This window comes from Pseudomonas sp. IT-232MI5 (assembly GCF_949767845.1).
Lineage (GTDB): Bacteria > Pseudomonadota > Gammaproteobacteria > Pseudomonadales > Pseudomonadaceae > Aquipseudomonas.
This window is the reverse complement of sequence record NZ_CATKQE010000044.1, coordinates 195,352-212,133: the sequence shown is the minus strand read 5'-3', so window position 1 is coordinate 212,133 and position 16,782 is coordinate 195,352. Positions and strand designations below refer to the sequence as shown.

Below are 16,782 nucleotides of genomic sequence, written 5' to 3'. Positions count from 1 at the left end.
GAGCAGGCTCGCTCCCACAGGTAATACGGCGCACAGTGCATCAATCCCGCTGAACCTATCGCCTTTTCCTACAGACAAAAGTACATAGGCTGATTGCCTCGCGAAGCTGAACGCGACCTGTCAGGCAAAAGCCCGAAACACTCTCTCGCTAGCCAGTAACACTTCAGCTGTGCAACATGGCGCGCGTGTCTCCACAAACGGGAATTCCCTTTATGAAACGTTTTCTTAGCATCGCCATGGCGTTGTGCATCGGCCTGACGATGAGCCTCGACGCCAACGCCAAGCGCTTTGGTGGTGGCAAAAGCGCCGGCGCTGCGCCGACGCACCAGACCAGCCAGATGGCTCCTTCTTCTCCAGGTGTCGGCGGCGCTGCGACCGCAGGTGCTGCCGGTGCCGCAGGCGCTGCCGCCAAGGCCGGCGGTGCTTCGAAATGGCTCGGCCCTCTGGCCGGTATCGCCGCCGGTGGCCTGCTGGCGTCCATGTTCATGGGCGGTGGCTTCCAGGGCATGCAGATCTTCGACATCCTGATCATGGCCGTGATCGCGTTCGTGATCTTCCGCTTCATCGCCGCGCGTCGCCGCAAGCAGCAGGAGCAATTCGCTCCGGCCGGCGCGCCGATGCAGCGTGAAGTGTTCGAGCAGAAACCTGCCGCCATGGGTTCGATCTTCGGTGGTTCGGCTGCACCTGTTGCCGCTCGTCCGGTGATCAACGCACCAGCCTGGTTTAACGAGCAGAACTTCCTTGAAGCTGCACGCAGCCACTTCCAGTCGCTGCAGCAGCACTGGGACGCCAACGAAATGGACAAGATCGCCGAGTTCGTGACCCCGCAAATGCTTGAGTTCCTCAAGCGTGAGCGTGCGGATCTGGGCGACGCGTTCCAGTCGACCTACATCGACAACCTCCAGGTACAACTGGACGGCGTCGATGACCGTGCCGACAAGACCATCGCCACCCTGACCTTCAGCGGTGTGTCGAAGTCCTCGCGCTTCGACCAGGGCGAAGTGTTCAGCGAAAGCTGGAACATGGAACGTCCGCAGGGCGAGAACCAGCCTTGGCTGGTTGCCGGTATCCGCCAGAACGGCTGATCCCTCGCACGCTTCACTTGCTGTAATAAAAACCCCAGCCTCGGCTGGGGTTTTCTATTTCGCGGTTGCATCTATAGCGAGCTACTGTATAAACCGGCCCATATAAACCGCGCCATTCAAGCAAGAGGATCCCGGACGTGGAAGAAATCATCGAACAACTGCGTGAAGCCAACGAACCCGTGCCGGTTCCTTTGGAATTGCCTGACGAAGACCAACTGGTCGAAGTCGAAGAAGAACTGTTCATCAACATTCCGTTCGTCTTCAAAGAATTTTTGCTGACCGTCAGCGACGTGGTGTACGGCAGTCTGGAACCGGTGACCGTCACCGACCCGCAATCGCACACCTATCTGCCGGACGTCGCAGCCAATGCCTGGGACATCGGTGTACCGCGTGATCTGATCCCGATCTGCCAAGACGGCGACAACTACTACTGCGTCGAAGAAGACGGCACCGTGGTGCTGTGGTCCGGCGAAGAAGAGCTGATCACCGAAGAATCCTGGGAATCGGTGTGGCACTGGGCGCGGGACGTCTGGCTGGAAAGCTGATCGGCCAGCCGCCCCGGGTGGTCAATGCCCCGACGACTCCTTGTGGTTGTCGAGGGTTTCCAGCAGCGCCACCTGCATCCGCGTGTGCACGCGGATGAACCAGCGCCAGAGCAGCGCCGCTACCGCAGCGGCGACTACGGCGATCAGCACCAGTAACTTGTTGGTCGGCAGAATACTGGCCGACAAGGCTGCCAACAGCAGGAAAATCACCAGCAGCGAGAGAATCGGGATCACTTCGGAGATCACCCGACGCACTCGCTGCGTGTGCCGCCCGGCCATCTCCGGCTTCACGCCCATCTCAGCCAGCAGCATCGACAACGCCTTGAGCTTGCGATACGCCGCAATCAAAAACGGCAGCGAGACCAGCAACGCCCCGCCCCAGATCAACGCCTTCTGCCAGCTCGGATCGCTGATCCAGTCCTGTAGCCAGGCCGAGAGGCGTTCAGCGAAGAATGCACCGCTAAAGAAGATCGCAATCACCAACGCCAGATTGACCCCGACCTGGAGCAAAATCTTGCGGATAATCGACGCCAGCATCGCGCCCTCGCCTTGCGGCTGGATGCTGCGCAGCCATTCGCCGTACATGCCCAGCACACGGCCGAGAGGCTTGGGCACCGCCGCAGACAGCTTGATCGACAGCGGATCGGCTGCACGGATCAGATACGGTGTCAGCAGCGTAGTGATCACCGACACAGCCACGGCGACCGGATAAAGGAAGTTGCTGGTGACCTGCAAGGTCATACCCAGCGCGGCGATGATGAAGGAAAATTCGCCAATCTGTGACAGCCCCATCCCCACCCGCAGTGAGGTGCGTCCGTCGTTGCCGGCGATAAAGGCCCCGAGGCCGCAGGACAACATCTTGCCGAGCACAACGGCCACGGTGATCACCGCAATCGGCCACGCATATTCGAGAAGGATCATCGGGTCGAGCATCAGGCCGATGGCAACGAAGAAGATCGCGCTGAACAGATCGCGAACCGGCTCGATCAGCCGCTCGATCTTCAGCAATTGCCGCGACTCGGCCATGATCGCGCCGATCAGGAACGCACCGAGGACCATGCTGTATTCAAGCTTGACCACCAGCAGGCAAAAGCCGAAACACAGGCCCAGCACCGTAATCAGCAGCATCTCATTGCTTTCGAATTTGGCCACGTAAGCCAGCAAACGCGGCACCAGCAGAATGCCGATGACCAAAGCGACGATCATGAACAGCGACAGCTTGCCGACTGTGGAGAACACTTCTCCGGAGCTGACGGTGCCGCTCACTGCGATGCTCGACAGTAGCGCGATGATGCCGATGCCGAGGATGTCTTCGACGATCAGCACGCCGAAGATCAACTGCGCAAAGCGCTCGTTTTTCATCTTCAGATCGTTGAGCGCTTTGACGATGATGGTGGTCGAGGAGATCGCCAGAATCGCGCCGAGGAACAGCGAGTCCATGGTGTTCCAGTCGAACCAGCGGCCGATTTCGTAGCCGATCCAGATCATCAGGACGATTTCGAGGAACGCCGCAATAAACGCCGTGGCACCGACCTTGAACAACTTGCGCAGGCTGAACTCCAGCCCCAGGCAGAACATCAGGAAGATCACCCCGAGTTCGGCGAGGGTCTTGATGGTTTCTTCATCGTGGATCAGGCCGAACGGCGGCGTGTGCGGGCCGATGATGAAGCCGGCGACGATATAGCCGAGCACCACCGGTTGCTTGAAACGGTGGAACAACACGGTCACCACGCCTGCGACCAACATGATCACTGCCAGATCCTGAATAAAGCTGATGGCATGCATGGCGTGGGCTCCTTGAATGACGAGGCTCGCCAGCAGACGTCAGAAATGTCTGGGCGAGCGAAGTAAAAATCCGCTTTTCGTGTGGGAATTGCCTTTGTAAGGGGCTTTTGCAGGTTAACACCGCGACTTGCGGCTGGAAGGCGGTGCAATATATGGAAACAGATCGATTCCGGCGTGACGGCGGCGAGTCGCCCGGCGTCCCGATAACGGTGCTTTAGAAAAGCGACCAGGCACCCGCAGAGGTGCTTCCAGCAACCAGCCTTGATCCGTGAGAACGTTATGGAACCCGGAAACGCCCAGCTGTCGATGACGGTACTGATGACCCCCGACATGGCCAACTTCTCTGGCAATGTCCACGGCGGCACCCTGCTCAAATACCTCGACGAAGTGGCCTACGCCTGCGCGAGCCGCTATGCCGGCCGCTACGTGGTGACGCTGTCGGTGGATCAGGTGATTTTCCGCGAGCCGATCCATGTCGGCGAACTGGTGACCTTCCTCGCGTCGGTCAACTACACCGGCAACACGTCGATGGAAGTCGGCATCAAAGTGGTGACCGAAAACATCCGCGAACGCTCGGTGCGCCACACCAACAGCTGCTTCTTCACCATGGTCGCCGTGGATGACCAGCGTAAACCGGCCGCCGTGCCGCCGCTGCAACCGCAGAACAGTGAAGACAAGCGTCGTTATATGCAGGCGCAGCAGCGTCGGCAGATTCGTCAGGAGCTGGAAAAGCGCTATCAGGAGATCAAGGGCGACGCCTGAGATCAAAGACAAAAGATCGCAACCTGCGGCAGCTCCTACAGGGTTTTGCATTCCCATGTAGGAGCTGCCGCAGGCTGCGATCTTTTTGAACGATTACGCGATTACAGACTGATCGCCGTCGCCTCGAACTTCACCCGTGGATGCGCAATCCGATCCTGCGCCCGCACCAGTTGCAACTCATAACTGGCGCACGCCTGAGTCTCCAGCAGCACCTCATGCACCGCCGCCGCAGTGAATTCGAACGCCGCCACCAGGCTATCGCCCAACAGCACCCGCGCCAAAAACAAGCCCGACGTCAGATCACCCACGCCCACTGGCTGACGCGGAAACGCCAACAGCGGACGGCGCAGATGCCAGCTGCCTTCGGCTGTCACCAGCAACATTTCAAAGCCATCGGCTGGTTTGCCCGGATAATCCAGATGCTTGACCAGCACCGCTTTCGGCCCGCGCGCCAACAGTGCCCGCGCCATCGCCAGGCAATCGAACAGCGACTGCGGCTTGCGCCCGGAGAAGCTGTCGAGCTCCAACTGGTTCGGACACATGATGTCCGCCACGGCCGCCGCCTCTTCCAGCAGGAAATCGCTGACCTCGGTCGGCACGCTGCAACCCTTCTCCGGATGGCCCATCACCGGATCACATAGATAGAGCGCTTTCGGATTGACCGACTTGATGCGTTCGACACCGCTGAGAATCGCCCGGCCTTGCGCCGCGCTACCGAGGTACCCGGACAGCACCGCATCGCAATTACCCAGCTCGCCAATCGCAGCGATGCCTTCGACCAGCTCGGGAATCTGTTGCGGCGCCAGCACTTCGCCGGCCCACTGACCGTACTGAGTGTGGTTGGAAAACTGCACGGTGTTGAGCGGCCAGACATTGACCCCGACCCGCTGCATCGGAAAAACCGCGGCGCTGTTGCCGGCGTGGCCGAACACCACATGGGACTGAATGGCGAGCAGATGAGGCGTACGTTTCATTCGGGTCATTCCGTAAAACGATTGAAATTCAAGCCGCGCAGTATGCGACGAAACGCAGCCTGTACGACAGACCGGCGACGCAGTTAAGCTGACGCTATCTTTTGGAGTTCGATGTTGATGCTGACCCTGGAAAACATCTTCGTGCTGATACTGTTCGCCGCTGCCGGCGCCTGGCTGTGGCACAACCACGGCTTGCGCGAACGCGCGCTGGAGCGGGTCAAACAGCATTGCCTGAACGTGCGGGTCGAGTTGCTCGACGGCAACGTCGCTCTGAAGAAGATCGGTTTCATCAAGGACGCCAACGGTCGCCGACGACTGGCGCGGGTGTATAACTTTGAGTTCACCGTGACCGGCGAAAGCCGCCATAACGGCACCATCACCCAGTTTGGCGCGCACAGTGCGCAGATCGAACTAGCGCCCTACCCGGCGCCGTTTGACGACACACCGCCGGTGGTTGAAGTGCACAAGCCGCGCGCCGAAGTCATCGAGCTAAGCCAGTGGCGCCAGGAACACACCAAATGGAAGCCCTGAAGACCAAGTAGGAGCTGCCGGAGGCTGCGATCTTTTGATCTTAATCCGCCCGGCACCCCGACAACCCTCTCTGCAGCACCTCAACATCCTGCGCATCACTGAAGATCAGCTCGATGCGCGAATCTTTCCGCCATTCACTGGCCAGCCAAACCAACTGCGCATTCTCTAGCGCGTTCGCCGCAACCCAGCCATCTGCGCTGTGGATAACCAGTTTCGCTCTTTTCCAATGAAGCCCGTTTAGCCAATCGGCGATACGTGCCTTGTCGAACTTTTGTCCCGGATGCCAACGCCAACCGACACTCCAGCCACCCTCCTGGGCCTGACTCAAGCAGATCGGCAGCGTCGGATCGCTCCAGACAGCCGGCATTTGCCCTAACCCCTTGGGCACGATCAGATTGTCCAAACCATTGACCGCTTGCGCAGCCAGGCCCGGCAGTTCGCTCAGGGGCAGTTGCGCCCGTTGCGTCCATATCAGCCTGACTGACGGCAACTGGCTGGCTATTTTCTGCCGTTTATTTTCATCAAGGTTTTCCGCCTTGTTCAGCAGCAACAGCCCAGCGCTGGCCAACGCTTCCTGCTGCGCTACCGGCAATGCTTTCCCGGCCTGAAGCGATTGAGCGTCGAGAACAAGAACACACGGCTGCACCGCCAGGACACCCAACCACGGCGCCTCATTCAATTGCTTGAGCAACTGCGCCGGATGCCCCAGCCCGGAAGGTTCGATGAACAACCGGTCCGGCTTCGCCTTGCGCAACAAACGCCCGAGGCCAATCTGAAACGGCGCGCCATTGACACAGCACAAGCAGCCTCCGGCCACTTCGCCCAGTGCGATACCATCGGCATCACTCGTCAGCAGCGCGGCATCGAGGCCGATCTGGCCGAACTCATTGATCAGCACCGCCCAGCGCTCGCCGGCTGGCCGCTGCGCCATGAGCTGGCGAATCAGGCTGGTCTTGCCGGCGCCCAAAGGGCCAGCAATGACATGGGTAGGAATGTTCTGCAACATGGCCGGGAGCTTTCTTGGGAGATTCAAAAGATGCGTTGGATGGGATGGTCGTTGCTGTTGTCGCTGCTGTCGAGCGAAGCGTGGGCTCAGGCCTGTGTAGTGCACAGTCAGGGCGAGCGGCTCGACGTAAAAGTCTGTGAGCAGAACCGCAATATTCCGGAAAAACTGTTCAACGACGGTTTCTGCCAGCCAGCGCTGGCCGGGCAGAAAGTCGAGGTGCAATACGTCGATCAATGCCCGAGCGGCGCGTTTGGCGTGTGCAGCAACGCGCAAGTCGCCAATATGCCTTATCGCCAGGACATCCACTATTACGGCGTGGCCACCGATGCCGCGTATTTGAAGCCGTACTGCGAAGGCCAGAGCCAGGGGTCGTGGCTCAAGCCTTGAGGCGTCAGCCGAGCCAGTCGAGGGTCAGTATCAGACGACGCTCGCCTGCGGCCGGTTGCGGCGAGCGGTGAATCAGACCGAAGCCTTCATTGCCGTGCCATTTCTCGCCTTTCAGTAAGGCGACTTCACCGCTCTTGAGTTGCTGTATTTGTGCTTGGGGTTCGGCGTTGGCCTGCCCCAGCTGCTGGCGATCCATCGCGCCTTCCTTGAGCCATTGGCTGCCGACGCCGGCGTACGTGGTGATCAGCCGCACCGGCACATGATCGACGTGGAAGCGCGGGCACATGGCTTTATCCAGCACCCGCAGGCGTAAGCCGATTCGCCGCGCACCGAGCAAGCAGGCGAAGGCGCTGACTAACCATTTCAGGTCGGCGATGAAGCCCTCATACCCTTCCAGATCGCGGAATCCTGAAGCCAGCCCGGTGAGATCAGGCTCCGCGTCCTCGCTCGGCAACTCCAGGCACAACGACTCCGCCAGCGGTTCGTTGAGCGACAGGAGTAACTGGGCGAAATCGCTGATGTGCAACGGCAGTTGGCGTTGCCAGACGGCAAGATTGGTGTCGTCTTCGAGAATTCGCGTCAACGCCTTCGGTGTCGGGCCTTGATGCTGATGGCGCGTACGGTTCTGCAGCAGTTTAAGCGCGAGCATCAGGCGGCCTCTTCGTGCCAAGGACCGAACGGATCTGGCAGCAATCGCCATCCCTCCACGCCAAGGGCCATTTCTTCATCGGTGAGCAGGCAGGCATCGAGTTCGGCAGAAAGCTGCAGGAAATCGATGTTCTGACCAATGAACACCAACTCCTGGCGACAGTCGCCAACGCTTGGCGTCCAGTTTTCCATGATGGCTGCGGTGCTTTCCTGATCTTGTGGCCACTGATCCTTCGGCACGAAGCGCCACCAGCGCCCGGCAAAACCGTGGCGCATCAATCCACCGGCCTGCGACCAGCTACCGGCGTCGGTGGGTTTGCTTGCGAGCCAGAAGAAGCCTTTGGAGCGCAGCAGTTTGCCGTTCAACCACGGACGGTCAATGAAGCTGAAGAAGCGTTGCGGGTGAAACGGGCGGCGTGCGCGGTAGGCAGTTGAAGCGATGCCGTACTCGTCTGTTTCCGGCACATGCTCGCCGCGCAACTCTTGCAGCCAACCCGGCGCTTGCGCGGCTCTCTCGAAGTCAAAACGATTGGTATTGAGGATCTTTTCCAGCGGCACCTCGCCCATCACCATCGGGATGATTTCGGCCTGAGCGTTGAGGCGCTTGAGGATAGCCATAAGTTCCTCGCGCTGGCTTTGGCTGATCAGGTCGATCTTGCTGATCAACAGCACGTCGGCGAATTCGATTTGCTCAATCAACAGGTCGGTGATCGAGCGTTCGTCTTCTTCGCCGAGAATTTCGCCACGGGAGGCGAGACTCTCTGCCGCGTGGTAGTCCGGCAGGAAATTCAAGCCGTCGACTACAGTGACCATGGTGTCGAGACGCGCGATGTCGGAGAGACTCTGGCCGTGTTCATCGCGGAAGGTAAAGGTTTCGGCCACGGGCAGTGGTTCGGAGATTCCAGTGGATTCGATCAATAAATAATCGAAGCGGCCCTCACGGGCGAGTTTGCTGACTTCGTCTAGCAGGTCTTCGCGTAACGTACAGCAGATACAGCCGTTACTCATTTCGACAATTTTCTCTTCAGCGCGGTTAAGGCTGACATCGCGCTGAACTTCGCTGCCATCGATATTGATCTCGCTCATATCATTGACGATGACGGCTACACGCAACCCCTTGCGATTACGTAGTACGTAATTCAAAAGTGTACTTTTTCCGGCGCCAAGAAATCCTGAAAGTACGGTAACGGGCAATTCGGCTGACATTGGATAATCCTCTTAAAATGGCAACCGATTAGCGCTTTGCTTGCGCTTGGCGTGTCTGTGCTTCATGCGAAGGATTTCGCTAAAAGCAAACGCTTGAAATCGGCCCGCTCAGGCTTGGTTATCTTTTATGTTATAGTATAACAACATGAATAAACCAGCCCTCCTCTTGTCCTGAGCAATAAACCGCAGGAAGCTGAGCCGATACCACTCCGGGGTTCGTAATGAAAACTGCGCTGAAATGCTCGTTGTTGAGCCTTGGATTGTTGATGATCGGCAATGCATCGGCGCAGGTGCCGGCGCTTGCGACCTGCACACGCAGCGCAAATCTGTTGGCCTGCGTCGATGCCGACGGTAACGCCTATAGCGTCAACACCGTCGGCAACACGCTTTATCTGCGTGGGTTTGAAAAGGCTGGCCAGCGTTATTGGGCGCAAACCAATAGCCGTTTCGGCCAACTGACGTTCTTCACCGGCATCGCCTCTGACGGCGAAGCCTGGGTGGGCTACACCCGACGTGTCGGCTGGACGACGATCAATCGGTTCTCCAGCTCGGGCGGTAGCAGCGCGAAGTTCACTTGCAGCCGGATTACCGGCTGTTAAACCTGAGCCTCTTGCTGCGCCTGCTGCCAAGCCAGGTAACTGTCGACGGGGGGATTCTTTTCAAAGTAACGCTGCAATCCTTTAAACAAACCGTCTGCCACGGCTTGCTGATGCCGAGCGGTGACCAATCGCTGGCTGTCCCGCGCATTGGAAATAAAGCCGGTTTCCACCAGAATTGAAGGCACATCCGGCGATTTCAGCACTGCGAATCCGGCTTGTTCCACGCGTTTCTGGTGCAGCGTGGTAATGTCGGCCAGACTGCCCAGCACCGTGCTGCCGAGCTGCAAACTCGCGGCAATCGTCGCGTTCATCGACATGTCGAGAATTACCCCGGCGAGCATCGGATCCTTATCTTTCAAATTGAGCAGGCTTGTCGCACCGAGCAGGTCTGCGCCGTTCTCTCGCTGCGCCATGAAGCGAGCAGTCGCCGACGTTGCGCCACCCTCAGAAAGGCAATAAACAGATGCGCCAGAGGCAGTAAGACGCGGCGCCGCATCAGCATGTACCGAGATAAAAATATCAGCCTTGTGCTGCCTGGCAATCTCCACACGCTTGCGCAACGGAACAAAAAAGTCGTCATTGCGTACCAGTTTTACGTCAAAGCCTTTCTCTTTTTTCAGGCGTTTAGCGAGTAACTGCGCAATGGAAAGCACTACATCTTTTTCCCGTTCGCCCTTGGCGCCGACAGCGCCGGGATCCTTGCCGCCGTGTCCAGGATCGACGACTACGATGATGTCGCGCTTCGGATGAGCGCCAATCTGCGGTGTTTCACGTGGAACCTTTGGGCTTGTTGGCATCGGTTTTGTGCTGACCAAATCCAATACCAAGCGATGACTTTGCCCATCCTGCGGCGCCAAAAGGAAACTGTTCAGCAGCACGGGATTGCTTAGATCGAGAACAATCCGCGTATCACCCAGACCAAAAGGCCCGGATCGAATCGACCGTATAACCGAGCCATCCAGCGCCAACCGACTGAAATCGCCGCTCAAGCTAGCCCCACTCACATCAATGATCAGCCGTTCAGGCGCATTGAGTGTGAAGGTCTTGTAGCGCACTGGCCCGCTCAAATCGAACACCAACCGCACTTTGTCCTCAGATCGCCAAAGTCGTGCCTGGCGAATTTGTGTAGCAGACACACTGAACGGATAAGCAAAAGCGGCGCCGGCCAAAATCAGATTAAGCACCTGACGTCTGTGCATATGAAAACCTGTTCATGAAAAAGACATCGTGATGAGTATTGTTATAATGTAACATCTAATTGAATCACCATGATGGTCCCGAACATGAATTCGCTTTCACTCCCGGATATCGCCGCGCAAGTTACTCGCCAAGCATTGCCACTTGAATGGGTGGGCATGCAGGGCATCGCATTACCTATCTTGTTGGAAGGCCAACACCTGAATGCCAAGGCTGACGCTGGAGTGAGTCTTGATGATGGCGAGGCACGCGGCATTCATATGTCGCGACTGTATTTGGCTCTGGAAGCGCTCGAACAGGAGCGCCTGACACCCGCTCTTCTGCAGCAGGTGCTCAAGCGTTTTCTGAAGAGCCACGAAGGTTTATCCAGCCGTGCTTACTTGAATATTCACACCGATCTGCTGATGAAAAGGCCTGCGTTGATCAGTCCATTGGCTGGCTGGAAATCCTATCCAGCGAGTATTTCGGCAAGCCTGAAAGACAACATGTTCCACGTGGAACTCAAAATTGAATTGCCCTACTCTTCGACTTGCCCTTGCTCAGCGGCTTTGGCGCGGCAGTTGATCCAGCAACAATTTATCGACGACTTCGCCAACAAAGACCTTCAGCACGCCGACGTTCTGGCCTGGCTAGGCTCGACCCACGGCATCGTCGCCACGCCTCACAGCCAACGCAGCACCGCGCAACTGCATCTACATCTCGACGAATTCATCGATGAGCTGCCGTTGAGCGTGATCATCAATGACGCCGAGGCGGCCCTTGGCACCGCCGTACAAACCGCCGTAAAACGCGCTGACGAACAAGCCTTCGCCCTCGCCAATGGCCAGAACCTGATGTTCTGCGAAGACGCGGCACGCCGTCTGAATCTGGCCCTGCGTCGGACTCCAGGCGTCAGTGCATTTCATTTGCGAGTGATCCACGCCGAAAGTCTGCACGCCCACGATGCCGTCGCCGAAAGCCACTGGCAGCGTGAACAAGCATGATCCGCTGCCAATCCCTGAGTTGGGGGGCACCCGGCCAACCACTGACTGCGCCCCTGAGCCTCGAGCTCGACAGCGGCAGCCTGACGGCGATCATCGGCGCCAACGGCTGTGGCAAAAGCAGCCTGCTGAAGGTGATCGCCGGGCTGCAAAAACCATTGGCAGGCAATGTCGGCCTGAGTGTTCCACGTCAAAGCGGATTGTCCTTCCTGCCCCAGCAACAGCATCTGGATCGCCAATTCCCCATCAGCCTCGAAGAACTGGTCGCCGCTGGTTTCTGGGGGCGAAGACTATCGACCCAACTACGAAACCAGCGCCTGAAAGATGCACTGTCAAACTGGCACCTCAGCGGACTCGAACAGCGTCCACTCATGGCCCTGTCCGGCGGTGAACTGCAACGCGCCCTGCTCGCTCGTCTGAGTCTGACCGACGCTGCGGTGCTGCTGCTCGATGAACCCCACGCCGCACTCGATGAACTCGGCCAACAATTGCTCTGGCAGCACATCCATACCTGGCATGGCGAAGGTCGAACACTGGTCGTCGTGTGCCACGACCTCGTCGCCGTGCGCCAACACATACCGCAAACCTTGCTGATCAAAAACCGCCAGTGCGTGTTCGGCGCGAGCGTCGAGCTGATCCAGCAAACACCTCGCACGCAGGTGGCCTGATGCTCGCCGTCGCCCACTTCTGGCAGCCGTTCAACGAGTTCGTGTTCATGCGCCGGGCCCTGCTCGGCGGCCTGGTACTCGCTTGCAGTACCGCACCGCTCGGCGTGTTCTTGATCCTGCGACGGATGAGCCTGATCGGTGATGCAGTGGCCCATGGCATCCTTCCCGGCGCTGCATTGGGTTTCTGGTTCGCCGGACTCAGCCTGCCGGCATTGACGCTCGGCGGTCTCGGGGCCGGACTGAGTATGGCCGGCCTCGCCGCCTGGATCACCCGTCGCACAGGTCTGCGTGAAGACGCCAGCCTCGCCGCGATTTATCCCATTTCCCTCGCCAGCGGCGTGCTGATTCTCGGCATCGCCGGCAAACGCCTCGACCTGCTTCACTTGCTGTTTGGCTCGGCATTGGCCGTCGACGGCCCGACCCTCACCGGCATGTTGTGGGTCTCGGGATTCAGCCTGATCGCCATGGCGCTGATCTACAAACCACTGTTGCTCGACACCCTCGACCCGTTGTTCTTGAGAACCGTGAGCCGCCTCGGCCCACTCGCCCACGGCGTCTTTCTGACGCTGGTCGTACTCAATCTGGTGATCGGCTTCCAGGCCATCGGCGCCCTGATGGTCGTCGGGCTGATGATGCTCCCCGCCGCCGCCTCACGATTCTGGAGCCGTCGTCTGCCGATCCTGATTGCCATCGCAGCCGTCATTGGATGTCTCTCAGTGTGGTTCGGCTTGCTGTTGTCGTTCTACTACTCGCTACCCAGCGGCCCGGCCATCGTGCTGGTCGCCGGCCTCGGCTATCTGCTGTCCGTGGTGTTCGGGCCGGTTCACGGTCTGTTGCGCCGCCCGCCTTTGCTCACATCCCAATGAGGTGTTTCCCGATGCGCGCTCTACTCGTGTTGCTCAGCCTGATGCTGTCGATGTCATTGTCGGCGGCGGAAAAATTACCGGTGGTCACCAGCTTCAGCATCCTCGCCGACATGGTCCATCAGGTCGGCGGCGAGCATGTGCAGATCACCAACATGGTCGGCCCCGATGCTGACGCACACACCTACGAGCCGACACCGGACGATGCCAAGGCATTGCTCAGCGCCAGACTGATCATCAAGAACGGTCTCGGTTTCGAGCCTTGGCTGGACCGACTGGTGACCAGCACCGAGACCAAAGCCACAGTGGTCAGTGCCAGTCATGGCGTGATTCCGCGATCACTGGATGAGGACGGCGAAACCGTTCCCGACCCGCACGCCTGGCACAATCTGGCGAACGCCGAGTTGTATGTCGCCAATATCACCAAGGCACTGATCGCTGCGGATCCCGCGAATAAAGCGGACTACGAACGCAACAGCAAAACCTACCTGAAGCAGATCTACGCCCTGCTCGCCGAGGCCAAAGCCAAACTCGGTGCACTACCTCCGGGTAACCGCAAAATCGTCACCAGCCACGATGCTTTCGGTTATCTCGGCCAAGCGTACGGCATCGACTTCATGGCGCCGCAAGGCTTGTCCACTGAACGCGAACCCTCGGCTGCCGAAGTCGCTGCACTGATTACGCAGATTCGCCAAGCTCACGTCAAAGCAGTGTTCATGGAAAACATCAAAGACGCGCGCCTGCTCAAACAGATTGCCGACGAAAGTGGCGCGCACATTGGCGGCACTTTGTACTCCGACGCCCTCGCTGCCAGCGGCCCCGCCAGCACCTTCACCGGTCTGTTCGAATACAACCTCAACACCCTTTACAACGCGCTGAGCCAACCATGATCCGCAAGAACCCATCAGGTGATTTACCGCAAATTGCCGAGTCAGCCTACGTCGACAAGACCGCAATCATCTGCGGCAAAGTGGTGATCGGCGAGAACGTGTTCGTCGGCCCCTACGCGGTGATCCGCGCCGACGAAGTGGACGCCTCGGGCGAGATGGAACCGATCACCATCGGCGCCAATTCGAACATCCAGGACGGCGTGGTCATCCACTCCAAATCCGGTGCTGCAGTGACTATTGGCGAATTCAGCTCCATCGCCCACCGCTCGATCGTGCATGGCCCCTGCGTCGTCGGCGACCGCGTGTTCATCGGTTTCAACAGCGTGCTGTTCAACTGCGTTGTCGGCAATGGTTGTGTCGTGCGGCACAACTCGGTGGTCGATGGTCGGGATTTGCCGGATGCCTTTTACGTACCCTCCACCACCCGCATCGGCCCGAACACCGACCTCTCATTGTTCCCACCGGTGAGTGTCAGCGCTTCAGAGTTTTCCGAAGACGTGGCACGTACCAATGTCGATCTGGTGCGCGGCTACAAAGCCTTGCAGAACGAGTTCTGAATCATGAGCAGCGTGCTGATTCGCAACGCAAGACTGGTCAATGAAGGGCGCGAGTTCGACGGCGATCTGTTGGTCAGCAACGGACGCATCGTCAAGATTGCGCGAAGCATTGAAGGCGAAAACGCCACGCTAGAAATCGACGCGAACGGCCAATGGTTGCTGCCGGGGATGATCGATGACCAAGTGCATTTCCGTGAACCGGGCGCGCCGGCCAAGGGCAGCATCCACACCGAGTCACGCGCAGCGGTGGCCGGTGGCATCACCAGCTTCATGGACATGCCCAACACAAATCCGGCCACCCTCACCCTCGAAACCCTGGCGGATAAAAAGCGCCGGGCGGCGATCAACTCGGTGGCTAACTACGGCTTTCACTTTGGCGTGAGCCGGGACAATCTAGATACGGTTGCCGCGCTCAATCCGTGTGAAGTGGCCGGCGTGAAAGTGTTCATGGGCGCCTCGACCGGCAACATGCTGGTGGATGATCCGCAAATCCTTGAGCGACTGTTCGCCGAGGTGCCGACCATTCTGTTGGCGCACTGTGAACACACGCCGAGCATCGACGCGAATGCGGCCAATCTGCGTGAGCTGTTCGGCGAACGAATCCCGCCCGCTGCTCACCCGCTCATCCGCAATGCCGAGGCGTGTTATCGCTCCTCTTCACTGGCGGTCGAGTTAGCCAAACGTCACGGCACGCGGCTCCATGTCTTGCACCTGACAACGGCGCGTGAACTGACGTTGTTCGAGGACAAAGCGCTGGCGCAAAAACGCATCAGCGCTGAAGTCTGTCTGCATCATTTGCTATTTGATGATCGCGACTATGCTGCCCTCGGCAACCTGATCAAATGCAATCCGGCGATCAAGACCCAAGCGGATCGCGATGCGTTGCGCGCAGCCCTGAGCAGCAATCTGCTGGACGTGATTGGCAGTGACCATGCACCGCATACCTGGGAAGAAAAGCAGCGAGCTTATGCGCAGGCACCTTCTGGATTACCGCTGGTACAGCACGCGTTGCCGGCACTGATGGAATTGGTTGCGGACGATGTACTGCCAATCACCACGTTGGTAGCAAAGACCAGCCACAGAGTCGCGGATCTGTTTGCGATTCCCGATCGTGGGTATTTACGTGAAGGCTACTGGGCGGATCTGATATTGGTTGAGCCGCACACCTTGGAGGTGAATCGGCAACCCATTCTGTCGCAGTGTGGATGGACGCCGTTTGCCGGACGCAGCTTTCGGCATCGGGTGAGTACGACGATTGTCTCGGGGCAGATTGCCTGGCGGGAGGGTCGAGTGAATGAGGGATGTCGCGGGTTGGCGCTACGATTTATGCGCTGATTGAAAAAACCCAGTAGGAGCTGACGAGTGAAACGAGGCTGCGATCTTTTGATCTTGTTTTTTACAATCAAGATCAAAAGATCGCAGCGTGCCGCAGCTCCTGCAGGAGATACATTTAGGCGCGGGGTTTCACAGCGCCGCAATCCTGACCCAACCAAACAGCGCGAGTTTCCAGACTGCCCTTCTGGTTGATCCCGATCGCATTGAACGTGCCGTTGGCCACGGTGGTGAACTCACGATCACTGAGGAACGTCGCCACCCCGGTGCCTTGCGCTTTCGGGCAGCTGAAACGGAATTTCCACTGATTGCCAGTGCGCTCGGTGATCTGTTGTTTGCAGCCCGATTGCGGGTCAGCCAACGGAATATCGTTGGTCGCCACTTGCTCCGGCGTCAGACACGCGCGAATACCCTTGCCGCCGATATTGATGCCGTTTTTTTCCAGTGCCGCACGCTGCTGCGGGGTCATCTGCCCTTGCAGTTGGCCGAGGATCGATTGCACATCCATCGGCTGGTCATCGACCTTGACGTTGCTCGATGTCATTTCCCACAGCCCCGGCTGCAGCATCTGCGCTTGCGCAACCACCGGCAATGCCAAACCCAGGCCCAGCGCCAAACCCAGCAGACGAACGTTCATCGAAAAACTCCTGATCAGTAGTGGCCGTTAGACGTCGGCCGATTGCTTCGGTTCATGCACCAATTAAATAGCGACATTCGCGACAGAACATGGTCTGTTAAGCATTGAATCTTCCGGAGCAAGGCTGCCC

Annotated in this window: 19 protein-coding genes; 12 read left to right on the top strand and 7 right to left on the bottom strand. The window is 58.6% G+C overall.

Annotated elements, in window-relative coordinates; genetic code table 11:
* Positions 1-212 precede the first annotated feature (212 nt).
* Positions 213-1,085: a Tim44 domain-containing protein gene (locus ACM6JQ_RS19480; RefSeq protein WP_414894529.1), complete on the top strand. Its 873-nt coding sequence runs from the start codon at positions 213-215 to the stop codon at positions 1,083-1,085.
* Between the two features lie 137 nt (positions 1,086-1,222).
* Positions 1,223-1,630, top strand: a complete 408-nt coding sequence (locus tag ACM6JQ_RS19475; RefSeq protein WP_095113175.1) for an SMI1/KNR4 family protein — start codon at positions 1,223-1,225, stop codon at positions 1,628-1,630.
* 21 nt (positions 1,631-1,651) lie between these two features.
* Here ACM6JQ_RS19475 and ACM6JQ_RS19470 read toward each other — a convergent pair whose 3' ends face one another.
* Positions 1,652-3,415, bottom strand: a complete 1,764-nt coding sequence (locus tag ACM6JQ_RS19470; RefSeq protein WP_414894528.1) for a cation:proton antiporter — start codon at positions 3,413-3,415, stop codon at positions 1,652-1,654.
* Positions 3,416-3,694: 279 nt separating this feature from the next.
* On the opposite strand from ACM6JQ_RS19470, the gene ACM6JQ_RS19465 reads away from it, so the two are divergent.
* Positions 3,695-4,177 carry an acyl-CoA thioesterase gene (locus tag ACM6JQ_RS19465; RefSeq protein ID WP_003229693.1) on the top strand — a complete coding sequence of 161 codons (483 nt, stop codon included), beginning with the start codon at positions 3,695-3,697 and terminating at the stop codon, positions 4,175-4,177.
* Positions 4,178-4,278: 101 nt separating this feature from the next.
* Here the strand turns inward: ACM6JQ_RS19465 and pdxY are convergent, their stop codons facing one another.
* Positions 4,279-5,151, bottom strand: coding sequence for a pyridoxal kinase PdxY (pdxY, locus tag ACM6JQ_RS19460; protein ID WP_007912061.1), 873 nt, complete (start codon positions 5,149-5,151; stop codon positions 4,279-4,281).
* Positions 5,152-5,268: 117 nt separating this feature from the next.
* Between pdxY and ACM6JQ_RS19455 the strand changes: the two genes are divergently transcribed.
* The gene (locus ACM6JQ_RS19455; protein ID WP_007912059.1) at positions 5,269-5,682 is read left to right on the top strand and encodes a DUF3301 domain-containing protein; all 414 of its coding nucleotides are present in this window, start codon (positions 5,269-5,271) and stop codon (positions 5,680-5,682) included.
* A gap of 40 nt (positions 5,683-5,722) precedes the next feature.
* Here the strand turns inward: ACM6JQ_RS19455 and ACM6JQ_RS19450 are convergent, their stop codons facing one another.
* On the bottom strand, positions 5,723-6,688 hold the full coding sequence (locus tag ACM6JQ_RS19450; RefSeq protein ID WP_414894527.1) for a CobW family GTP-binding protein: 966 nt from the start codon (positions 6,686-6,688) through the stop codon (positions 5,723-5,725).
* Positions 6,689-6,718: 30 nt separating this feature from the next.
* Between ACM6JQ_RS19450 and ACM6JQ_RS19445 the strand changes: the two genes are divergently transcribed.
* Positions 6,719-7,075, top strand: a complete 357-nt coding sequence (locus ACM6JQ_RS19445) for an NADH:ubiquinone oxidoreductase (RefSeq protein WP_414894526.1) — start codon at positions 6,719-6,721, stop codon at positions 7,073-7,075.
* Between the two features lie 4 nt (positions 7,076-7,079).
* Here the strand turns inward: ACM6JQ_RS19445 and ACM6JQ_RS19440 are convergent, their stop codons facing one another.
* Both ACM6JQ_RS19440 and zigA read right to left on the bottom strand, forming a co-directional pair.
* Positions 7,080-7,724, bottom strand: coding sequence for a DUF1826 domain-containing protein (locus ACM6JQ_RS19440; protein ID WP_007912053.1), 645 nt, complete (start codon positions 7,722-7,724; stop codon positions 7,080-7,082).
* Positions 7,724-8,929 (bottom strand): zinc metallochaperone GTPase ZigA, encoded by a 1,206-nt coding sequence (zigA, locus tag ACM6JQ_RS19435; protein ID WP_095113172.1) that lies wholly within the window; start codon positions 8,927-8,929, stop codon positions 7,724-7,726. Before zigA ends, ACM6JQ_RS19440 begins: the two co-directional genes overlap by 1 nt.
* Positions 8,930-9,150: 221 nt before the next feature.
* On the opposite strand from zigA, the gene ACM6JQ_RS19430 reads away from it, so the two are divergent.
* Positions 9,151-9,528 carry a glutamine synthetase gene (locus tag ACM6JQ_RS19430; protein WP_095113171.1) on the top strand — a complete coding sequence of 126 codons (378 nt, stop codon included), beginning with the start codon at positions 9,151-9,153 and terminating at the stop codon, positions 9,526-9,528.
* On the opposite strand, the gene ACM6JQ_RS19425 is transcribed toward ACM6JQ_RS19430, so the two are convergent.
* Positions 9,525-10,727 carry an N-acetylmuramoyl-L-alanine amidase gene (locus ACM6JQ_RS19425; RefSeq protein WP_414894525.1) on the bottom strand — a complete coding sequence of 401 codons (1,203 nt, stop codon included), beginning with the start codon at positions 10,725-10,727 and terminating at the stop codon, positions 9,525-9,527. The genes ACM6JQ_RS19430 and ACM6JQ_RS19425 overlap by 4 nt on opposite strands.
* A gap of 84 nt (positions 10,728-10,811) precedes the next feature.
* Between ACM6JQ_RS19425 and folE2 the strand changes: the two genes are divergently transcribed.
* Genes folE2 through ACM6JQ_RS19395 form a run of 6 tightly spaced genes read left to right on the top strand, consistent with a single transcriptional unit; the run spans position 10,812 to position 16,018 of the window.
* Complete coding sequence (gene folE2, locus ACM6JQ_RS19420; RefSeq protein ID WP_414894524.1) at positions 10,812-11,708, top strand: GTP cyclohydrolase FolE2; 897 nt, start codon at positions 10,812-10,814, stop codon at positions 11,706-11,708.
* Positions 11,705-12,373, top strand: coding sequence for a metal ABC transporter ATP-binding protein (locus ACM6JQ_RS19415; RefSeq protein ID WP_414894523.1), 669 nt, complete (start codon positions 11,705-11,707; stop codon positions 12,371-12,373). The genes folE2 and ACM6JQ_RS19415 overlap by 4 nt, the downstream gene beginning before the upstream one ends.
* Complete coding sequence (locus tag ACM6JQ_RS19410; RefSeq protein WP_007949691.1) at positions 12,373-13,239, top strand: metal ABC transporter permease; 867 nt, start codon at positions 12,373-12,375, stop codon at positions 13,237-13,239. The genes ACM6JQ_RS19415 and ACM6JQ_RS19410 overlap by 1 nt, the downstream gene beginning before the upstream one ends.
* A gap of 11 nt (positions 13,240-13,250) precedes the next feature.
* Complete coding sequence (locus ACM6JQ_RS19405; protein ID WP_414894522.1) at positions 13,251-14,126, top strand: metal ABC transporter substrate-binding protein; 876 nt, start codon at positions 13,251-13,253, stop codon at positions 14,124-14,126.
* Positions 14,123-14,683: a carbonate dehydratase gene (locus ACM6JQ_RS19400; protein WP_122842141.1), complete on the top strand. Its 561-nt coding sequence runs from the start codon at positions 14,123-14,125 to the stop codon at positions 14,681-14,683. Before ACM6JQ_RS19405 ends, ACM6JQ_RS19400 begins: the two co-directional genes overlap by 4 nt.
* A gap of 3 nt (positions 14,684-14,686) precedes the next feature.
* Positions 14,687-16,018: a dihydroorotase gene (locus tag ACM6JQ_RS19395; RefSeq protein WP_414894521.1), complete on the top strand. Its 1,332-nt coding sequence runs from the start codon at positions 14,687-14,689 to the stop codon at positions 16,016-16,018.
* 115 nt (positions 16,019-16,133) lie between these two features.
* Here ACM6JQ_RS19395 and ACM6JQ_RS19390 read toward each other — a convergent pair whose 3' ends face one another.
* A complete protein-coding gene (locus tag ACM6JQ_RS19390) occupies positions 16,134-16,652 on the bottom strand; it encodes a DUF3617 domain-containing protein (protein WP_007912033.1) in 519 nt (172 codons plus the stop codon).
* Positions 16,653-16,782 lie beyond the last annotated feature (130 nt).

What these genes read in the sequence shown, in the direction of transcription:
- ACM6JQ_RS19480 (WP_414894529.1), top strand. Translation starts at nt 213, where the DNA reads ATGAAACGTTTTCTTAGCATCGCCATGGCGTTGTGCATCGGCCTGACG.
- ACM6JQ_RS19470 (WP_414894528.1), bottom strand. Translation starts at nt 3,415, where the DNA reads ATGCATGCCATCAGCTTTATTCAGGATCTGGCAGTGATCATGTTGGTC.
- ACM6JQ_RS19465 (WP_003229693.1), top strand. Translation starts at nt 3,695, where the DNA reads ATGGAACCCGGAAACGCCCAGCTGTCGATGACGGTACTGATGACCCCC.
- pdxY (WP_007912061.1), bottom strand. Translation starts at nt 5,151, where the DNA reads ATGAAACGTACGCCTCATCTGCTCGCCATTCAGTCCCATGTGGTGTTC.
- ACM6JQ_RS19455 (WP_007912059.1), top strand. Translation starts at nt 5,269, where the DNA reads ATGCTGACCCTGGAAAACATCTTCGTGCTGATACTGTTCGCCGCTGCC.
- ACM6JQ_RS19450 (WP_414894527.1), bottom strand. Translation starts at nt 6,688, where the DNA reads ATGTTGCAGAACATTCCTACCCATGTCATTGCTGGCCCTTTGGGCGCC.
- ACM6JQ_RS19445 (WP_414894526.1), top strand. Translation starts at nt 6,719, where the DNA reads ATGCGTTGGATGGGATGGTCGTTGCTGTTGTCGCTGCTGTCGAGCGAA.
- ACM6JQ_RS19440 (WP_007912053.1), bottom strand. Translation starts at nt 7,724, where the DNA reads ATGCTCGCGCTTAAACTGCTGCAGAACCGTACGCGCCATCAGCATCAA.
- zigA (WP_095113172.1), bottom strand. Translation starts at nt 8,929, where the DNA reads ATGTCAGCCGAATTGCCCGTTACCGTACTTTCAGGATTTCTTGGCGCC.
- ACM6JQ_RS19430 (WP_095113171.1), top strand. Translation starts at nt 9,151, where the DNA reads ATGAAAACTGCGCTGAAATGCTCGTTGTTGAGCCTTGGATTGTTGATG.
- ACM6JQ_RS19425 (WP_414894525.1), bottom strand. Translation starts at nt 10,727, where the DNA reads ATGCACAGACGTCAGGTGCTTAATCTGATTTTGGCCGGCGCCGCTTTT.
- folE2 (WP_414894524.1), top strand. Translation starts at nt 10,812, where the DNA reads ATGAATTCGCTTTCACTCCCGGATATCGCCGCGCAAGTTACTCGCCAA.
- ACM6JQ_RS19415 (WP_414894523.1), top strand. Translation starts at nt 11,705, where the DNA reads ATGATCCGCTGCCAATCCCTGAGTTGGGGGGCACCCGGCCAACCACTG.
- ACM6JQ_RS19410 (WP_007949691.1), top strand. Translation starts at nt 12,373, where the DNA reads ATGCTCGCCGTCGCCCACTTCTGGCAGCCGTTCAACGAGTTCGTGTTC.
- ACM6JQ_RS19405 (WP_414894522.1), top strand. Translation starts at nt 13,251, where the DNA reads ATGCGCGCTCTACTCGTGTTGCTCAGCCTGATGCTGTCGATGTCATTG.
- ACM6JQ_RS19400 (WP_122842141.1), top strand. Translation starts at nt 14,123, where the DNA reads ATGATCCGCAAGAACCCATCAGGTGATTTACCGCAAATTGCCGAGTCA.
- ACM6JQ_RS19395 (WP_414894521.1), top strand. Translation starts at nt 14,687, where the DNA reads ATGAGCAGCGTGCTGATTCGCAACGCAAGACTGGTCAATGAAGGGCGC.
- ACM6JQ_RS19390 (WP_007912033.1), bottom strand. Translation starts at nt 16,652, where the DNA reads ATGAACGTTCGTCTGCTGGGTTTGGCGCTGGGCCTGGGTTTGGCATTG.